The organism is Olleya namhaensis (assembly GCF_900114005.1).
In the GTDB taxonomy this organism is placed as follows: Bacteria; Bacteroidota; Bacteroidia; order Flavobacteriales; family Flavobacteriaceae; genus Olleya; species Olleya namhaensis.
The window spans coordinates 115,163-129,196 of sequence record NZ_FORM01000002.1; the positions used below are offsets into that span (position 1 = coordinate 115,163).

General features: G+C 32.9%; 13 protein-coding genes. 7 read left to right on the forward strand and 6 right to left on the reverse strand.

From position 1 onward, the window contains the following. Positions 1-21: 21 nt before the first annotated feature. Positions 22-2,637 carry an alanine--tRNA ligase gene (alaS, locus tag BMZ09_RS03575; RefSeq protein ID WP_090837573.1) on the reverse strand — a complete coding sequence of 872 codons (2,616 nt, stop codon included), beginning with the start codon at positions 2,635-2,637 and terminating at the stop codon, positions 22-24. Between the two features lie 133 nt (positions 2,638-2,770). Between alaS and BMZ09_RS03580 the strand changes: the two genes are divergently transcribed. The 5 genes from BMZ09_RS03580 to BMZ09_RS03600 are packed head-to-tail and all read left to right on the forward strand — an operon-like array spanning position 2,771 to position 6,018. Then, the gene (locus tag BMZ09_RS03580) at positions 2,771-3,742 is read left to right on the forward strand and encodes a M23 family metallopeptidase (protein ID WP_090837575.1); all 972 of its coding nucleotides are present in this window, start codon (positions 2,771-2,773) and stop codon (positions 3,740-3,742) included. Then, the gene (locus BMZ09_RS03585) at positions 3,742-4,071 is read left to right on the forward strand and encodes a MerR family transcriptional regulator (RefSeq protein WP_090837577.1); all 330 of its coding nucleotides are present in this window, start codon (positions 3,742-3,744) and stop codon (positions 4,069-4,071) included. The genes BMZ09_RS03580 and BMZ09_RS03585 overlap by 1 nt, the downstream gene beginning before the upstream one ends. Then, a complete protein-coding gene (locus BMZ09_RS03590) occupies positions 4,061-4,705 on the forward strand; it encodes a LemA family protein (protein WP_317042592.1) in 645 nt (214 codons plus the stop codon). The genes BMZ09_RS03585 and BMZ09_RS03590 overlap by 11 nt, the downstream gene beginning before the upstream one ends. Positions 4,706-4,708: 3 nt before the next feature. Then, a complete protein-coding gene (locus BMZ09_RS03595; RefSeq protein WP_090837579.1) occupies positions 4,709-5,149 on the forward strand; it encodes a TPM domain-containing protein in 441 nt (146 codons plus the stop codon). Beyond that, on the forward strand, positions 5,146-6,018 hold the full coding sequence (locus BMZ09_RS03600) for a TPM domain-containing protein (protein WP_090837581.1): 873 nt from the start codon (positions 5,146-5,148) through the stop codon (positions 6,016-6,018). Before BMZ09_RS03595 ends, BMZ09_RS03600 begins: the two co-directional genes overlap by 4 nt. 249 nt (positions 6,019-6,267) lie before the next feature. Here BMZ09_RS03600 and BMZ09_RS03605 read toward each other — a convergent pair whose 3' ends face one another. The 3 genes from BMZ09_RS03605 to der all read right to left on the reverse strand — a co-directional run bounded on the left by BMZ09_RS03605 (position 6,268) and on the right by der (position 11,070). After that, positions 6,268-6,843 carry an OmpA family protein gene (locus BMZ09_RS03605; protein WP_090837583.1) on the reverse strand — a complete coding sequence of 192 codons (576 nt, stop codon included), beginning with the start codon at positions 6,841-6,843 and terminating at the stop codon, positions 6,268-6,270. A gap of 18 nt (positions 6,844-6,861) precedes the next feature. Further along, entirely contained in the window at positions 6,862-9,645 is a 2,784-nt protein-coding gene (locus tag BMZ09_RS03610; RefSeq protein ID WP_090837584.1) for an outer membrane beta-barrel protein, read from the reverse strand. A gap of 114 nt (positions 9,646-9,759) precedes the next feature. After that, positions 9,760-11,070, reverse strand: a complete 1,311-nt coding sequence (der, locus tag BMZ09_RS03615) for a ribosome biogenesis GTPase Der (RefSeq protein WP_090837586.1) — start codon at positions 11,068-11,070, stop codon at positions 9,760-9,762. Between the two features lie 97 nt (positions 11,071-11,167). Here der and BMZ09_RS03620 point away from each other — a divergent pair, with 97 nt between their 5' ends. Beyond that, a complete protein-coding gene (locus BMZ09_RS03620) occupies positions 11,168-11,665 on the forward strand; it encodes a GTP-binding protein (RefSeq protein WP_090837588.1) in 498 nt (165 codons plus the stop codon). A gap of 51 nt (positions 11,666-11,716) precedes the next feature. Here BMZ09_RS03620 and era read toward each other — a convergent pair whose 3' ends face one another. Together era and BMZ09_RS03630 are read right to left on the reverse strand one after the other, a co-directional pair. Then, positions 11,717-12,598, reverse strand: coding sequence for a GTPase Era (gene era, locus BMZ09_RS03625; RefSeq protein WP_090837591.1), 882 nt, complete (start codon positions 12,596-12,598; stop codon positions 11,717-11,719). Between the two features lie 27 nt (positions 12,599-12,625). Beyond that, positions 12,626-13,084, reverse strand: a complete 459-nt coding sequence (locus BMZ09_RS03630) for an RNA methyltransferase (protein WP_090837593.1) — start codon at positions 13,082-13,084, stop codon at positions 12,626-12,628. A 145-nt stretch (positions 13,085-13,229) separates the two neighbouring features. On the opposite strand from BMZ09_RS03630, the gene BMZ09_RS03635 reads away from it, so the two are divergent. Further along, complete coding sequence (locus tag BMZ09_RS03635) at positions 13,230-14,033, forward strand: DUF6503 family protein (RefSeq protein WP_090837596.1); 804 nt, start codon at positions 13,230-13,232, stop codon at positions 14,031-14,033. Position 14,034 lies beyond the last annotated feature (1 nt).

Genomic DNA, 14,034 nt, shown 5'->3' on the forward strand with positions numbered 1-14,034 from the left:
ATTCTGATAGTCTATTCTTAATTAAGAAATATACCCTTTAGCAGCCTCTAAAGCATTAACAATACCTTCTGGATGCTTACCTCCTGCTGTAGCAAAAAATGGTTGCCCACCACCTCCACCATGGATGTGTTTCCCTAATTCTCTTACAATAGTTCCTGCGTTAAGCGACTTAGTTTCTACCAAACTTTTAGATACGTAACATGACAAGATTGCTTTTCCATCGTTTTCTGCACCAAATAACAAGTATAAGTTATCAAACTGGCTACCTAACTCAAAACATAAATCTTTAATTCCTGAAGGATCTAAATCTAATTGCTTAGCTAAAAAGTTAACCCCATTTATTTCTGTGATTTCGTTTTTAAGTTCGCCTTTTATATTCTTAGCTTTATCTTTAAGTAATTGTTCTATTTGCTTTTTTAAGCCTGTATTTTCATCTTGCAAATTTTGTAATGCTTTAACAGGCTCTTGCGCATTGTTAAGCATATCTTTCATTTCAAAGAATGATCTATTATTTTCGTGATAATAAGACTTAACTGCATCGTTTGTAATTGCTTCAATACGGCGTATTCCAGAAGCAACTGCGCCTTCAGACACTATTTTAAAATGCCAGATATCTGCAGTGTTATCCACGTGCGTCCCACCACACAACTCTATAGATTGACCAAATCTAACGGTACGTACAGCATCGCCGTACTTTTCGCCAAATAACGCCATAGCCCCTTCTTCAATAGCTTTTTCCATTGGCACATTACGTCCTTCTTGTAATGGCAACTTACTTTCTATTCTAGAGTTTACAAAGTTTTCTACATCACGTAATTCTTCTACAGTTAACTTAGAAAAGTGAGAAAAATCAAAACGCAAATATTTAGAGTGTACCGCACTTCCTTTTTGCTCCACATGCTCTCCTAAAACTTCTCTTAATGCTTGGTGCAATAAGTGTGTTGCTGTATGATTACATTCTGTTCTGTAACGTTGTTTAGCATCTACTTTAGCAATAAACACTTGATTTACATCACGAGGCAACTCTTTAGTTAAGTGAATAATAATGTTATTCTCCTTTTTAGTATCAACGATATAAAACACATCACCATTACCTGCTTGAATATAACCTTTATCTCCAACTTGCCCTCCACCTTCTGCATAAAACGGTGTTAAATTAAAGACTAGTTGATACATTTCGCCATCTTTTTTAGAAACGACTTTACGGTATTTTGTGATTTTTACTTTAGCTTCTAATTGATCGTATCCGATAAATTCTTGATCTTCATCTTCAATTAAATCAGTCCAATCATCAGACTTTAATTCTGATGCCTCACGACCTCTTCCTTGCTGTTCTTTTAATCGCTTATTAAATTCACCTTTATTATAAGAGAATCCTTTTTCTCTTAAAATTAAATCAGTTAAATCTTCAGGAAAACCATAGGTATCTTTAAGCTCAAAAACCTTAGAACCAGACACTTGCTTATCCGTTGCATTATCTACAATACGATCTAAAATAGCTAAACCTTGATCCAATGTTCTTAAAAAAGAGGCTTCTTCTTCTTTAATTACATTTTCTATTAATTGTTTTTGTGCTTTTAATTCAGGGAATGCAGCACCCATTTTTTCCGTTAAAACATTAACTAAACGGTAAATAAATGGTTCTTTCTTATCTAAAAATGTAAATCCATAACGTACTGCACGACGCAAAATACGACGGATTACATACCCCGCTCCTGTATTACTTGGCAATTGCCCGTCTGCAATAGAAAATGCGACTGCACGTACATGATCAGATATTACACGAATAGCAATATCCACTTTCTCGTCTACATCATAATCTTTACCTGTTATAGCTTCTATTTCTCTAATAATAGGTGTAAAAACATCAGTATCGTAGTTAGATCGTACGTTTTGTAACACCATACATAAACGTTCAAACCCCATACCTGTATCAATATGTTTGTTTGGTAACCCTTCTAACGTTCCATTTGCTTTACGGTTGTATTGCATGAAAACTAAGTTCCAAATCTCCACAACATGCGGATGGTCCTCGTTAACTAAAGTTTTACCATCTACTTTTGCTTTTTCTTCCGCAGATCTAATGTCTACGTGGATTTCGCTACAAGGTCCGCAAGGTCCTTGTTCTCCCATTTCCCAAAAGTTATCTTTTTTATTTCCTTTTAAAATACGGTCTTCACTAATATATTGTTTCCAAATATCATAAGCTTCCGTATCCATTTTAAGGTTATCGTCATCATCACTACCTTCAAAAACGGTAACATATAAAATATCCTTATCAATTTTATATACTTCCGTTAATAACTCCCATGCCCAAGCAATAGCTTCTTTTTTAAAGTAATCACCAAAAGACCAGTTACCTAACATTTCAAATAATGTATGGTGGTAAGTATCATAACCAACTTCTTCTAAATCGTTATGCTTACCAGAAACACGTAAACATTTTTGACTATCTGTTATACGATTATTTTTAGGCTCACTATTTCCTAAAAAATACTCTTTAAAAGGTGCCATTCCGGCATTTACAAACATCAAAGTTGGATCATCCTTTAACACCATTGGTGCAGATGGCACTATACTGTGCTTTTTATCTTCGAAAAACTTAAGGAAAGTTGCGCGTATGTCTTGAGAATTCATATTGTAATGTTGATAATCTTGTTAGCATAAGCTTAACGCTTATTAAAACAATTTATATATTTGTTATTCGTTACTATTTTAATCAACTGAAAAATTCAGTTTTAATAACTACAAAAATAGTATAAATTAGATAATGAGTAAGGTAAAATATTATTATGATTCTGAAACGCTCTCTTATAAAAAAATAGAGCGTAGAAAAAGACGCACATTTAAGTTTATATCTTTATTCTTAATTGCTGCTGCCTTATTCGGTTTTTTGTTTGTTTTTATTGGTGGTCACTACTTTGAATCGCCCAAAGAAAAAGCGTTAAAACGAGAATTATCAAACTTAGAGTTACAGTTTGATTTACTTAATAAAAAAATGGAAGAGGCAGAAACAGTCTTAGCCAATATTGAAGATCGCGACAATGCTATTTACCGTTTATATTTTGAAGCTAACCCAATACCTGAAGAGCAACGTAAAGCTGGGTTTGGTGGTGTAAATCGTTATAAAAAATTAGATGGTTACGATAATTCGGAATTAATTATAAGTAGCAGCCAACGTATTGATAAATTACTAAAACGTATTGTTGTGCAATCTAAATCTTTAGATGAAATAGCGGTTTTAGCTGAAGAAAAAGAAAAATTACTACTAGCTATTCCAGCAATACAACCCGTAAGTAACGAGGACTTGACACGTATGGCTTCTGGATACGGTATGCGATCTGATCCTTTTACTAAATTAAGAAAAATGCACTGGGGGATGGATTTTACATCTCCAAGAGGAACACCTGTTTACGCTTCTGGAGACGGTAAAATAGAACGTGCAGACAGTAACTCTGCAGGGTACGGTAATCATATTAGAATTGACCATGGTTATGGTTATGTCTCTTTATACGCGCATTTATTTAAATATAATGTACAAAAAAACCAGCGTGTTAAACGTGGCGATTTAATTGGGTTTGTTGGTAGTACTGGTCGCTCTGAAGCACCACACTTACATTACGAAATATTTAAAGACGGAGAACGTATCAACCCTATAAACTTTTACTACGGAAGTTTATCTCCTGAAGAATTTAATAAACTATTGGAGCGTGCTTCTTTAGAAAATCAATCTCTAGATTAATGATTATTAATCTTCCAGAAAAACGGTATTATACCATAGGTGAGGTTGCCAAAGCATTTGATGTCAACACATCGTTACTTAGATTCTGGGAAAAAGAATTTGATGCTTTAAAACCAAAGAAAACAGAAAAAGGAAACCGTAAATTTACACCCGAAGATGTCAAAAACTTGCAACTAATTTATCATTTAGTAAAAGAACGTGGCTTTACGTTAGACGGTGCAAAAACACATTTAAAAGAAGAAAAAAAGAAAACACTAGATAATTTTGAAATTATAACTAAATTGGAAGGTGTTAAAGCACAATTAATAAAATTAAAAAATGAACTATAAACAACTGCCAGAAAACGGAACTAAAAAATCTTCGACTATGAAAAAATTACTTATCCCTATTATTATCATCGGAATCCTTGCTTTTGCATTATTTAGATGGGGAATTGGAGTTAACAACGAAATTATAGAAAAAGAAGGTGTTGCTGTCGCACAATGGGCAAACGTAGAAAGTTCTTACCAAAGAAGAGCGGATTTAATACCTAATCTTGTTGCTACTGTAAAAGGATATGCAGATCACGAAAAAGAAACACTTGAAGCTGTAATAAAAGCAAGAGCAGAAGCTACTAAACCTACAATTAATGTAGATGCAAGTGCTATTTCTCCAGAAAATATTGCACAATTTCAAAAAGCACAACAAGGTTTAAGTGGTGCTTTATCTAGACTATTAGTATCTGTAGAGCGTTACCCTGATTTAAAGGCTGACAAAAGCTTTTTAGAATTACAAAGCCAATTAGAAGGTACAGAAAACAGAATTAATGTAGAGCGTAACAGATTTAACAATTTAGCAGGAGCTTACAATATCTTTATTGCAAAATTCCCAACTAGCTATGTTGCAGACTACATTAACAAAGGCGCACTTGGTTTATTTAAATCTTCTCCAGGAAGTGAAAATGCACCTAAAGTACAATTTTAATTTATGCAAGATCAAGTTGAATCATTTTTAACGACTATTGAAGAACAGGAAATTGTTGAAGCTATTAGGTTAGCCGAAGATGAGACCTCGGGCGAAATAAGAGTACATATCGAGCGTACTTGTAATGATAACGTTGAGGCGTGCGCATTACAAGTATTCTCGGTTTTAAAAATGAATAACACAAAACATCGCAATGGTGTTTTAATATATGTTGCTGTAGATGACCATAAGTTTAGTATTTATGGCGACGAAGGCATCAATAAAGTGGTTCCTAAAACATTTTGGGACGACACTAAAACTGTCATAGAAACTCATTTTAAAAACGCCAATTTTAAACAAGGGTTAGTTGACGGAATCTTGCACGCTGGTCAACAATTAAAAAAACACTTTCCGGTTGAGGATAACAATACAAATGAGTTATCAAACACTATTTCTAAAGGATGATATTAAGTAATCAGTGGTCAACAGTTAGTCCAAAAACTTTAAAACACATAGCCAGACATCTTGTTACATTATGTTTATTGCTTTGGGTTAGTAATGGTTTTGCGCAATATAAAATTCCGCCAAAACCAGACAAAGCTAATGGTGGACAAACTAGTGTTTATGACTACGTTAATTTATTATCACCTGCACAAAAAAGCACTTTAGAAAACAAACTAATACGTTATTCCGACACCACATCTACACAAATAGTGGTGGCCATTATACCGTCTACACAAGGCGAATACATTAACTATTTAGCGACTAATTGGGCTCACGAATGGGGTATTGGTCAAGAAAAAGAAGACAACGGTATATTTATACTTCTAGCACGTAACGATAGAAAAATAAATATCAGTACGGGTTATGGTGTAGAACACTTATTAACCGATGCCTTAGCTAGTCGTATTATCCAACAAGACATTATACCTTTTTTTAAGCAAAACGACTATTACGGTGGCTTAAATCGTGGTTCCGATGCTATTTTTGAGGTTATGACTGGTGAGTATAAAGGTTCTCGTCAAAATGATACATCAGAAGAGTTTCCAATAGGTATCATTTTCTTTTTAGTCATTATTTTTATCATCATTTTAATTTCGATATCTAAAAACAGACGAGGCGGGAATGGTACTGATAATTTTGGTGGCGGTAGCAATTCAACACGAAGTATCCTTGAAGCCATTATATTAAGTAACTCCGGTCGTGGTGGTTACAGAAGTGGTTCTGGAGGCTTTGGAGGAGGCGGTTTTGGCGGTTCTTCTGGAGGTGGTGGATTTGGTGGAGGCTTCGGAGGCGGAGGCTTTGGAGGTGGCGGTGCTTCAGGTGGGTGGTAACCCGTTATGAAGTCAATTACTTTAAACAAGCAATTTATAACGTATTACAAATATCTTCAGACAGATAAACTCTAAAACTACAGACAACAAAAATACAATCTCAAGTATCAGTTTAAAACTCATTACTAATTATATCAATAGTTGTAAAACACAAAAGCCATAACAGATTATTTCTGCTATGGCTTATTTGATTATTGAAATGGTGTTTCTTTTAAAAAGAATGGATTAATTAATCACACTAACAGTTTACTAAATCTCAATTTGAACCCAAGTTTTTGTTTTTTCTTCAAAAAACCACTCAAAGCCCTCTTTAGGATCAGGTAATCGATTAATGACTCTAAATTCAAATCTAGTATTTTTATTATAGACCAAAGAACAATTATCAGTCTCAGCACACTCTTGTAAAGGCATAGTATTCCCAACAGCTAAAACTCTAATTTGTTTTGAATCTATAGTCTCTTTATTTGAAAACAAATAATTTAAAAGCAATTTTGCTGTCTTTTTAGATTGCTCAATATTATAATCTTCCGTCCCGTTAGAATCAAAATGACTTCTGATTTCAACGTTTAAATTTCTATCTAATAATTTTAAAACACTTTTAATATTTTTTTTGTCATTTTCGCTAAAAGCACCAGATTTAATATTTTCTAATTTCAATTCCTGAAAGCTCATCAAGTCACAATTAAGCTCTTCCCAATCACTTATTTTATTATCTTCACTTAAACATCTTACATAACACTTCCCCGCTTTTGGATTAGAAGGCATGTCTTGAGCTTGAACTGCAAAGGATAACAATGATACTCCTAGTATAAAATATTTTCTCATAAAATAAAATTACAATAATTAATCCATAAAATACATTCCGCTATCTTTAGTTTCTCCTTTAGATCCTAAGCTATTAAACTTCCAACTAAAATTAAGCATGAAGTATTGACGCAATACTGTACTTTGTGTATCTTGGATATAATCATTAGTAGCCGTGCGTCTTGCATTAGTATTTTGATTTAATAAGTCATAAACCTTTAAAGTTACCAAGCCTTTATCATTTAATACAGAATAAGCCACACTAGCATTCCAGAACCAAGCGTCTTTTTGGAAGCCATCCGCAATATTAGCATTGTAATTATAGGTTATATCATTTCGCCATTCAAATCCTTTTGGTAAGAAAAAAGCGGAATTTAAATCTAAATTATGAGACGTAAAGTTTCTATCTTCAAAAGCATCAATATCATACATATTATTTGTTAATGTAATTCGGTAACGTGGCTTAAACTCAAACACATCATTGTAAACATAATCAACCCCTACATTAGGATTAAATACTAACACGTTACTAGCATATTGCACATCATTATTATAATTAATGTTTTTAGAAAAATTAGACCAATTACCTATTTTCAGCCTCACTGTTTGCAAAGAATCTATTTTAAATTTCTTACTAAAATCAACTCCAAAATACCCATTGTAATTACCATCTACATTGTCATAAGTTGTTGTACGCTTTAACGTCTCTGCATCAACTGTTGTTCTTGATACTACTGCATTTTGACTTTTTTCCATATTGGCGTAAACATAAAACCCAGTGCGTTCTTTCCAGTTATAAGCATTAAAACCCATATATAAACTATGTTGATTTGTAGGCTCTAAATTTGGATTACCTACAATGGTGTTTAAAGGATTAGAAACATCTTCAAAAGTTTGTAACTGCCTTACAGAAGGTGGTCTATTTCTTAACCTGTACCCTAAATAAAACGATGCCTTTTTACTAAATCTGTAATTAAAATTAGAGTTTAATTCGACTGTATTAAAATCACGTTCTACATTAAATTCAGGTCTCAAACCATCCTGATTTTTTAAGGTGCGCATCACATAATCTGCACCAAATCGTGCTGACCATTTTTCCTTACGGTAGCTTAAACTTACTCCAGGAGAACTTCTAGTGTCTGTGTATTCAAAATCTGTACTTAACGCAGTATTAAAGGTGTCAAAACCATTTGAAACCTCGTTAAAATCGAATGTGCTTTGCTTATTCTTATCTTTATTATATTGATATTCATAATTAAAATTCACAAAAAACACTTTGGTTTTAATTGGCAACCTAAAGCTTACATCTGTTTTAAGCGTATTACTATCATTATCACCATCTGTAAATTGATTACGGTCTATTGTTTCTGGATCAGTTCCAAAAACCTCAGTATTTGAATTTATAAAATCATCACTTTCACTATTACTAAAACCATTATCTACTCCAAATTTTAGAAAGGCACCTTTGGTTCCAAACTTTTTAGTAGCAGAAATTTGATTTGAAAAATTGTTAGACTTATTCTCTACAAAAGAGCGCAAAGCTGATTGGTTAGTTAATATTAAATCCTGATCTAAGGTTTCGTCTTGACTTGTATAATCTGTTGTACTTGTAGATCTAGAAAATGATGGTTTTATATTAATAAAAAATGTAGAATCTAATTTTATCTCAAAATCAGAATTTACAGAATGACTTTGGGTATCGTTACTAGATTGAGAACTTGAATTAGAAAAATATCTAGAGTCCGATAAAATAGTTTCTCGTTGAGAAGCTGATTTGTTTTCAGAATTACTATTAGAATAAAAGTAATCTGCAGCTACTTCTGTTTTTTTACCTATGGCATCTGCATAATTCACACCTCCTAATTTAGAAGTTGTAATCCCTTCTCCACCTCCAAATTGGCGACCATTAATACTAAAAGATCCATTGCTACTAAAGCTAGTATTACGTCCGCCACTACCAAACATTTTTTTGATTTCGCCAAAGCTAAAACCTGGAGAGTTTATATTATTACCTCCAACCAATACACTTACACGTTGATCATTATCAAAGCGGTTAAACATTCCTGCAAACTCATATCTATCATCAGTCCCTACTCCCGCTGCAACACGTCCAAAAACACCTTTATTGTTTTCTTCCTTAATCGTTAAGTTTATAGTTTTGTTTTCTTTATCGCCTTCTTCTCCAGTAAATGCTTCACTTTTGGTTTTGGTATCTACTACTTGGATTTTATCAATAATCTCTTTAGTAAGATTTTTTATAGTAATAGACGGGTCGTTTCCAAAAAAAGGCTTCCCGTTAACTAAGATTTTATTAACCTCTTTACCGTTAACTTTAATTTTGCCTTCTTCATCAATTTCTACACCAGGTAGTTGCTTAAGTAAATCCTCAACTGTTGCGTCCTTTTTTGTTTTAAAGGAATTAACATTAAACTCTAGAGTATCTTTTTTGATTGTAACAGGTGCAGAAGATTTAATAACAACCTCATCTAAGGCATTACTAATTTGTAAATTAATAGCTCCTAAATTAATAGGCCCTGAAGTGATTGCTATTTTTTTCTTGTAAGATTTATAACCAACATAAGACACTAGAAGGTTTAAACTATCTAAAGATGTCTCGTCCTCCATACTAAAGACGCCATCTTTTTCAGTAATGGTATAAGTTACCAAGCTATTATCCTTAATACGCTCTAGATAGACTGTTGCTGCTTCAAGGGGTGCTTGATCTAAGTCGTCAAATACTTGACCGCTTATAATAAATTGTTTGGATTGACTAAATGAGGATACTGTGCACAAAAAAGTGCAAATTAAGATTAGATAACGCATTTTGGTTTTGGTTGATATTAAAGGGCTTAATAAAAAGCCCTTAGATTTTCAACGAAAATAAACTTGTAATCTTATTCTTAGTCTTAAGAAAAACTTAAAAGTAATTTAGAACGATTATTTTTTACGCATGTAAACACTAATCGGAACACCTTTAAAATCATAAAGTTCACGTAATTTATTTTCTAAATAACGCTTATAACCTTCACGTACATATTGTGGTAAGTTACAGAAAAAAGCAAATTGAGGTTGCGGTGTTGGCAATTGCATAATATACTTAATCTTAACAAATTTACCTTTATAAGCTGGTGGTGGGTAATTATCTATTATTGGTAATAGAGTTTCGTTAAGCTCACTAGTCTTAATACGTTTTGTTCTGTTGTTGTAAACTTCAACAGCAGTTTCAATAGCTTTAAAAATACGTTGTTTTGTTAATGCAGAAATAAAGATAATTGGCACATCTGTAAAAGGCTCTAATTGCTTTTTGATATGCTTCTCATATTCGTTAGTAGACTTATGATCTTTTTCTACTAAATCCCATTTATTAATTAAAACTACAATACCTTTTCTGTTACGTTGTGCTAACCAAAAAATATTTTGAATTTGCCCATCAAACGTCCTGGTAGCATCTACAACTAATAAACATACATCTGCATGCTCTATAGCACGTACACTACGCATTACAGAATAAAATTCTAAATCTTCTTTAACTTTTGATTTTTTTCTAATTCCGGCTGTATCAACTAAATTAAATTCGAAACCAAAACGGTTGTATTTAGTATCAATTGCATCTCTTGTAGTACCTGCAATATCTGTTACTATATATCTTTCTTCACCAATTAAAGCATTAATAAAAGAAGATTTTCCTGCATTTGGACGTCCTACTACAGCAAAACGTGGTATTGCATCTTCTTCTACTTCTTCTTCCTCTTCTTCAGGTAAAGCCTTTACTAAATCGTCTAATAAATCTCCTGTACCACTACCGTTTATACTTGCAATAGTATGATACTCTCCTAATCCTAAATTATAAAACTCGACAGCATCTTCTTCACGCTTACCGTTATCTACTTTATTTACAACTAAAAAGACAGGCTTAGTTACTTTACGTAATAATCTAGCAACATCTTCATCCATTCCAGTAACACCGTCTTCCACATTAACCATAAAAATAATAGCATCAGCTTCTTCAATTGCTAAAACTACTTGTTTATCGATTTCTGCTTCAAAAACATCATCACTTCCCTTTACATAACCACCTGTATCAATTAGAGAAAACTCTCTACCATTCCAATCACTTTTTCCGTAATGCCTATCTCTTGTTACACCACTAACAGCGTCAACAATAGCCTCACGACGTTGGATTAAACGATTAAAAAATGTTGATTTACCTACATTTGGTCTTCCTACTATAGCTACTATACTACTCATAATTTATATTTTTATGCATTACATATCCTGTAAGCGCGTGCAAAGGTAGTGTTTAGTTCGAGAAAAAATAGTATTTTACTTTCATTATGAGATAATTATGAACGAAAATTTAAATGAAGTCGTGCTTCGTCCACGATTTAAAATAGAGCTAAACAAACAACATACCAGTGTTTTAGATGCTTTTGAAGCTAAAAGACATGACCAAAGTCAGTTTATTGTTTCTAGAATAGACGATCATGTTTTTATTAAATTACCCAAAGCACAGCAACATTTTTGGTCGCCACAGCTACATTTAGAGATAAATGATCTAGAAAACAATAAAAGTCAACTCTACGGATTGTTTGGTCCCAACCCAACCGTTTGGACTTTATTTATGTTTTTACATTTTATAGTTGCAGGTTTTTTTATCGCCTTTTGTATTTGGGCTTATTCTAACTACGCCTTAAAAGTAGATTACCAACTTCAGGTTTGGGGTATTGTTGGGACGACACTATTATGGTTTATACTTTATTTTGCCGGACGCATGAGCAAAACATCAAACCAAACCGAAATGACAGCACTCTATACTTTTATGAGTGGTGTTTTAGACGCATAAAAAAAGGCTTTAGTAATTAACTAAAGCCTTTTAAATATCTGTTTTATTTTTTTATTGATTGTAACCAAAACGTTTTAATTGACGTTGATTGCTTCTCCAATTTTTATTTACTTTAACGTAAAGTTCTAAGTGAATTTGTTTTCCAAAGAATTTCTCTAAATCTTTTCTAGCCTCTACACCTACGCGTTTTAATGCGCTTCCTTTGTGCCCAATAATAATTCCTTTTTGAGTCTCACGCTCTACCATTATTACAGAACGCACACGAATAATTTCATCCTCTTCAAAAAACTCTTCAGTATCAATCTCAACCGCATAAGGGATTTCCTTTTTGTAATGCATTAAGATTTTTTCGCGAATAGTTTCGTTTATAAAAAAACGTTCTGGCTTATCTGTTAATTGATCCTTTGGATAAAAAGCTGGAGATTCTGGCAATAATTCAATAATTCTGTCAAAAATTTCTTTCACATTAAACCCTTCTAAAGCAGAAATTGCAATAATCTCTGCATTTGGAACTTTAGTAGCCCAAGATTGCACTTGTTCTTCTAACTGCTCTTGATTAGATTTATCAATTTTATTAAGTAATAATAATACTGGAATTTTAGCGTTAGTGATTTTATTAAAAAACGCTTCGTCTTTTAATTCTCTTTCACCAATCTCTACCATATAAATTAAGATATCAGCATCGTCAAAAGCGGACTTTACAAAATCCATCATAGAGGCTTGCAGCTCGTAAGCCGGTTTGATAATCCCTGGCGTATCACTTAATATAACCTGAAAATCCTCACCATTTACAATACCAAGAATTCTGTGTCTTGTTGTTTGTGCTTTAGACGTTATTATAGACAGTTTTTCGCCTACAAACGCATTCATAAGTGTTGACTTACCAACATTTGGATTACCAATAATATTTACAAAACCTGCTTTATGTGCCATCTTAATCTTATTTAATAGACCGCAAAGTTACGACCTTGGTTTGTTTATTCCTCTATCGTACATCACAATACTTCCGGCAACGGATACATTTAAACTTAAAGGGGACTTAAATTTAACTAAAAAGTGACTTTTCTCTATGGCTTGCTTAGATAATCCATGATCCTCAGCACCTAATAAATAAACACAACGTCTAGGATGATGGAAGGTTTCTAGATCTACAGCAGTATCATCTAGCTCCACACCAACCAATCTAGCACCTTTTGGGATGTTGTTATAAAACTCCTCAAACGTGGCATAGTGAAAATAGGGCATTGCCTTTACCGCATTATGTGTGTCACACGCCTGTTTAGCATATCTATTACCAATAGTAAAAATATAACTTGCGCCTAGATTTTGTGCTGTACGCCACAGTACACCTAAATTCTCAGGTGTTTTACCATTTTGGATGCCGATTCCAAAATATTCGTTTTCAAAATTATCTACCATGCTACAAAAGTAAAATTTTTATATAATATATAAACAATCACAAAGGTTATATCAATTAATGACAATGTCTTAAAGTTTTATTAATTAACTGAAAGGTCTTGACATAAAAACGACAAAAATTGTAGTTTCATGCAAAATTTAATAAATGACAACACTTAAATCAGTTATACTATTTTTATCTCTAGTCTTGATCACCTCTTGCAATACAAAAGATAAAAACAAAACTGAAACTATTACCACTAAACCTACTACTACAACTCCAGTTGTAACGTTAAGCAAGGCACAAAAACTTTTAAACCAAACTATTTTAGCGCATGGTGGTGACCTTTATAATACAGCACATTATGCTTTTAGTTTTAGAGGTATTGAGTATCAGTTTAAAAACAACGGAACGGATTATACATACATTAAAAGTTACAAAAAAAAATCAGACAGTATCAAAGATGTATTAAAAAATAACGTCTTTACACGCACCATAAACAATAAGTCAGTAGCACTATCTGATAAGGACATTGCAATTGGAACTGGTGCAATTAATTCTGTAATTTATTTTGCAACATTGCCTTACAAGTTAAATGACAAAGCTGTTAATAGCACTTACGTGGAAAGTCTTACCATCAAAGACCAAAATTACGATGCTATAAAAGTTACATTTAATGAAGCTGGTGGCGGGCAAGACCATGACGACCAATTTTACTATTGGATAAATATAGACACTAAAAAAATTGACTATTTGGCGTATAGCTATAATGTAAATGATGGTGGTGTAAGATTTAGAAGCGCTTACAGCCCAAGAGTTATTGACGGTATAACGTTTCAAGATTACATAAACTACGAAGCAAAAGTGGGCACACCATTAAAAGACTTACCAGTCCTTTTTGAAGCTGGGCAACTAAAAGAACTTTCAAAAATAAAAACTGAGAACATAATTAATTTAAACAAAAACTAGA

Bases quoted from the DNA above. Each gene is read 5' to 3' on its own strand.
- BMZ09_RS03580 (WP_090837575.1), top strand. From the start codon at position 2,771: ATGAGTAAGGTAAAATATTATTATGATTCTGAAACGCTCTCTTATAAA.
- BMZ09_RS03590 (WP_317042592.1), top strand. From the start codon at position 4,061: ATGAACTATAAACAACTGCCAGAAAACGGAACTAAAAAATCTTCGACT.
- BMZ09_RS03620 (WP_090837588.1), top strand. From the start codon at position 11,168: ATGAACGAAAATTTAAATGAAGTCGTGCTTCGTCCACGATTTAAAATA.
- BMZ09_RS03585 (WP_090837577.1), top strand. From the start codon at position 3,742: ATGATTATTAATCTTCCAGAAAAACGGTATTATACCATAGGTGAGGTT.
- BMZ09_RS03600 (WP_090837581.1), top strand. From the start codon at position 5,146: ATGATATTAAGTAATCAGTGGTCAACAGTTAGTCCAAAAACTTTAAAA.
- era (WP_090837591.1), bottom strand. From the start codon at position 12,598: ATGGCACATAAAGCAGGTTTTGTAAATATTATTGGTAATCCAAATGTT.
- BMZ09_RS03610 (WP_090837584.1), bottom strand. From the start codon at position 9,645: ATGCGTTATCTAATCTTAATTTGCACTTTTTTGTGCACAGTATCCTCA.
- BMZ09_RS03595 (WP_090837579.1), top strand. From the start codon at position 4,709: ATGCAAGATCAAGTTGAATCATTTTTAACGACTATTGAAGAACAGGAA.
- der (WP_090837586.1), bottom strand. From the start codon at position 11,070: ATGAGTAGTATAGTAGCTATAGTAGGAAGACCAAATGTAGGTAAATCA.
- alaS (WP_090837573.1), bottom strand. From the start codon at position 2,637: ATGAATTCTCAAGACATACGCGCAACTTTCCTTAAGTTTTTCGAAGAT.
- BMZ09_RS03635 (WP_090837596.1), top strand. From the start codon at position 13,230: ATGACAACACTTAAATCAGTTATACTATTTTTATCTCTAGTCTTGATC.
- BMZ09_RS03630 (WP_090837593.1), bottom strand. From the start codon at position 13,084: ATGGTAGATAATTTTGAAAACGAATATTTTGGAATCGGCATCCAAAAT.
- BMZ09_RS03605 (WP_090837583.1), bottom strand. From the start codon at position 6,843: ATGAGAAAATATTTTATACTAGGAGTATCATTGTTATCCTTTGCAGTT.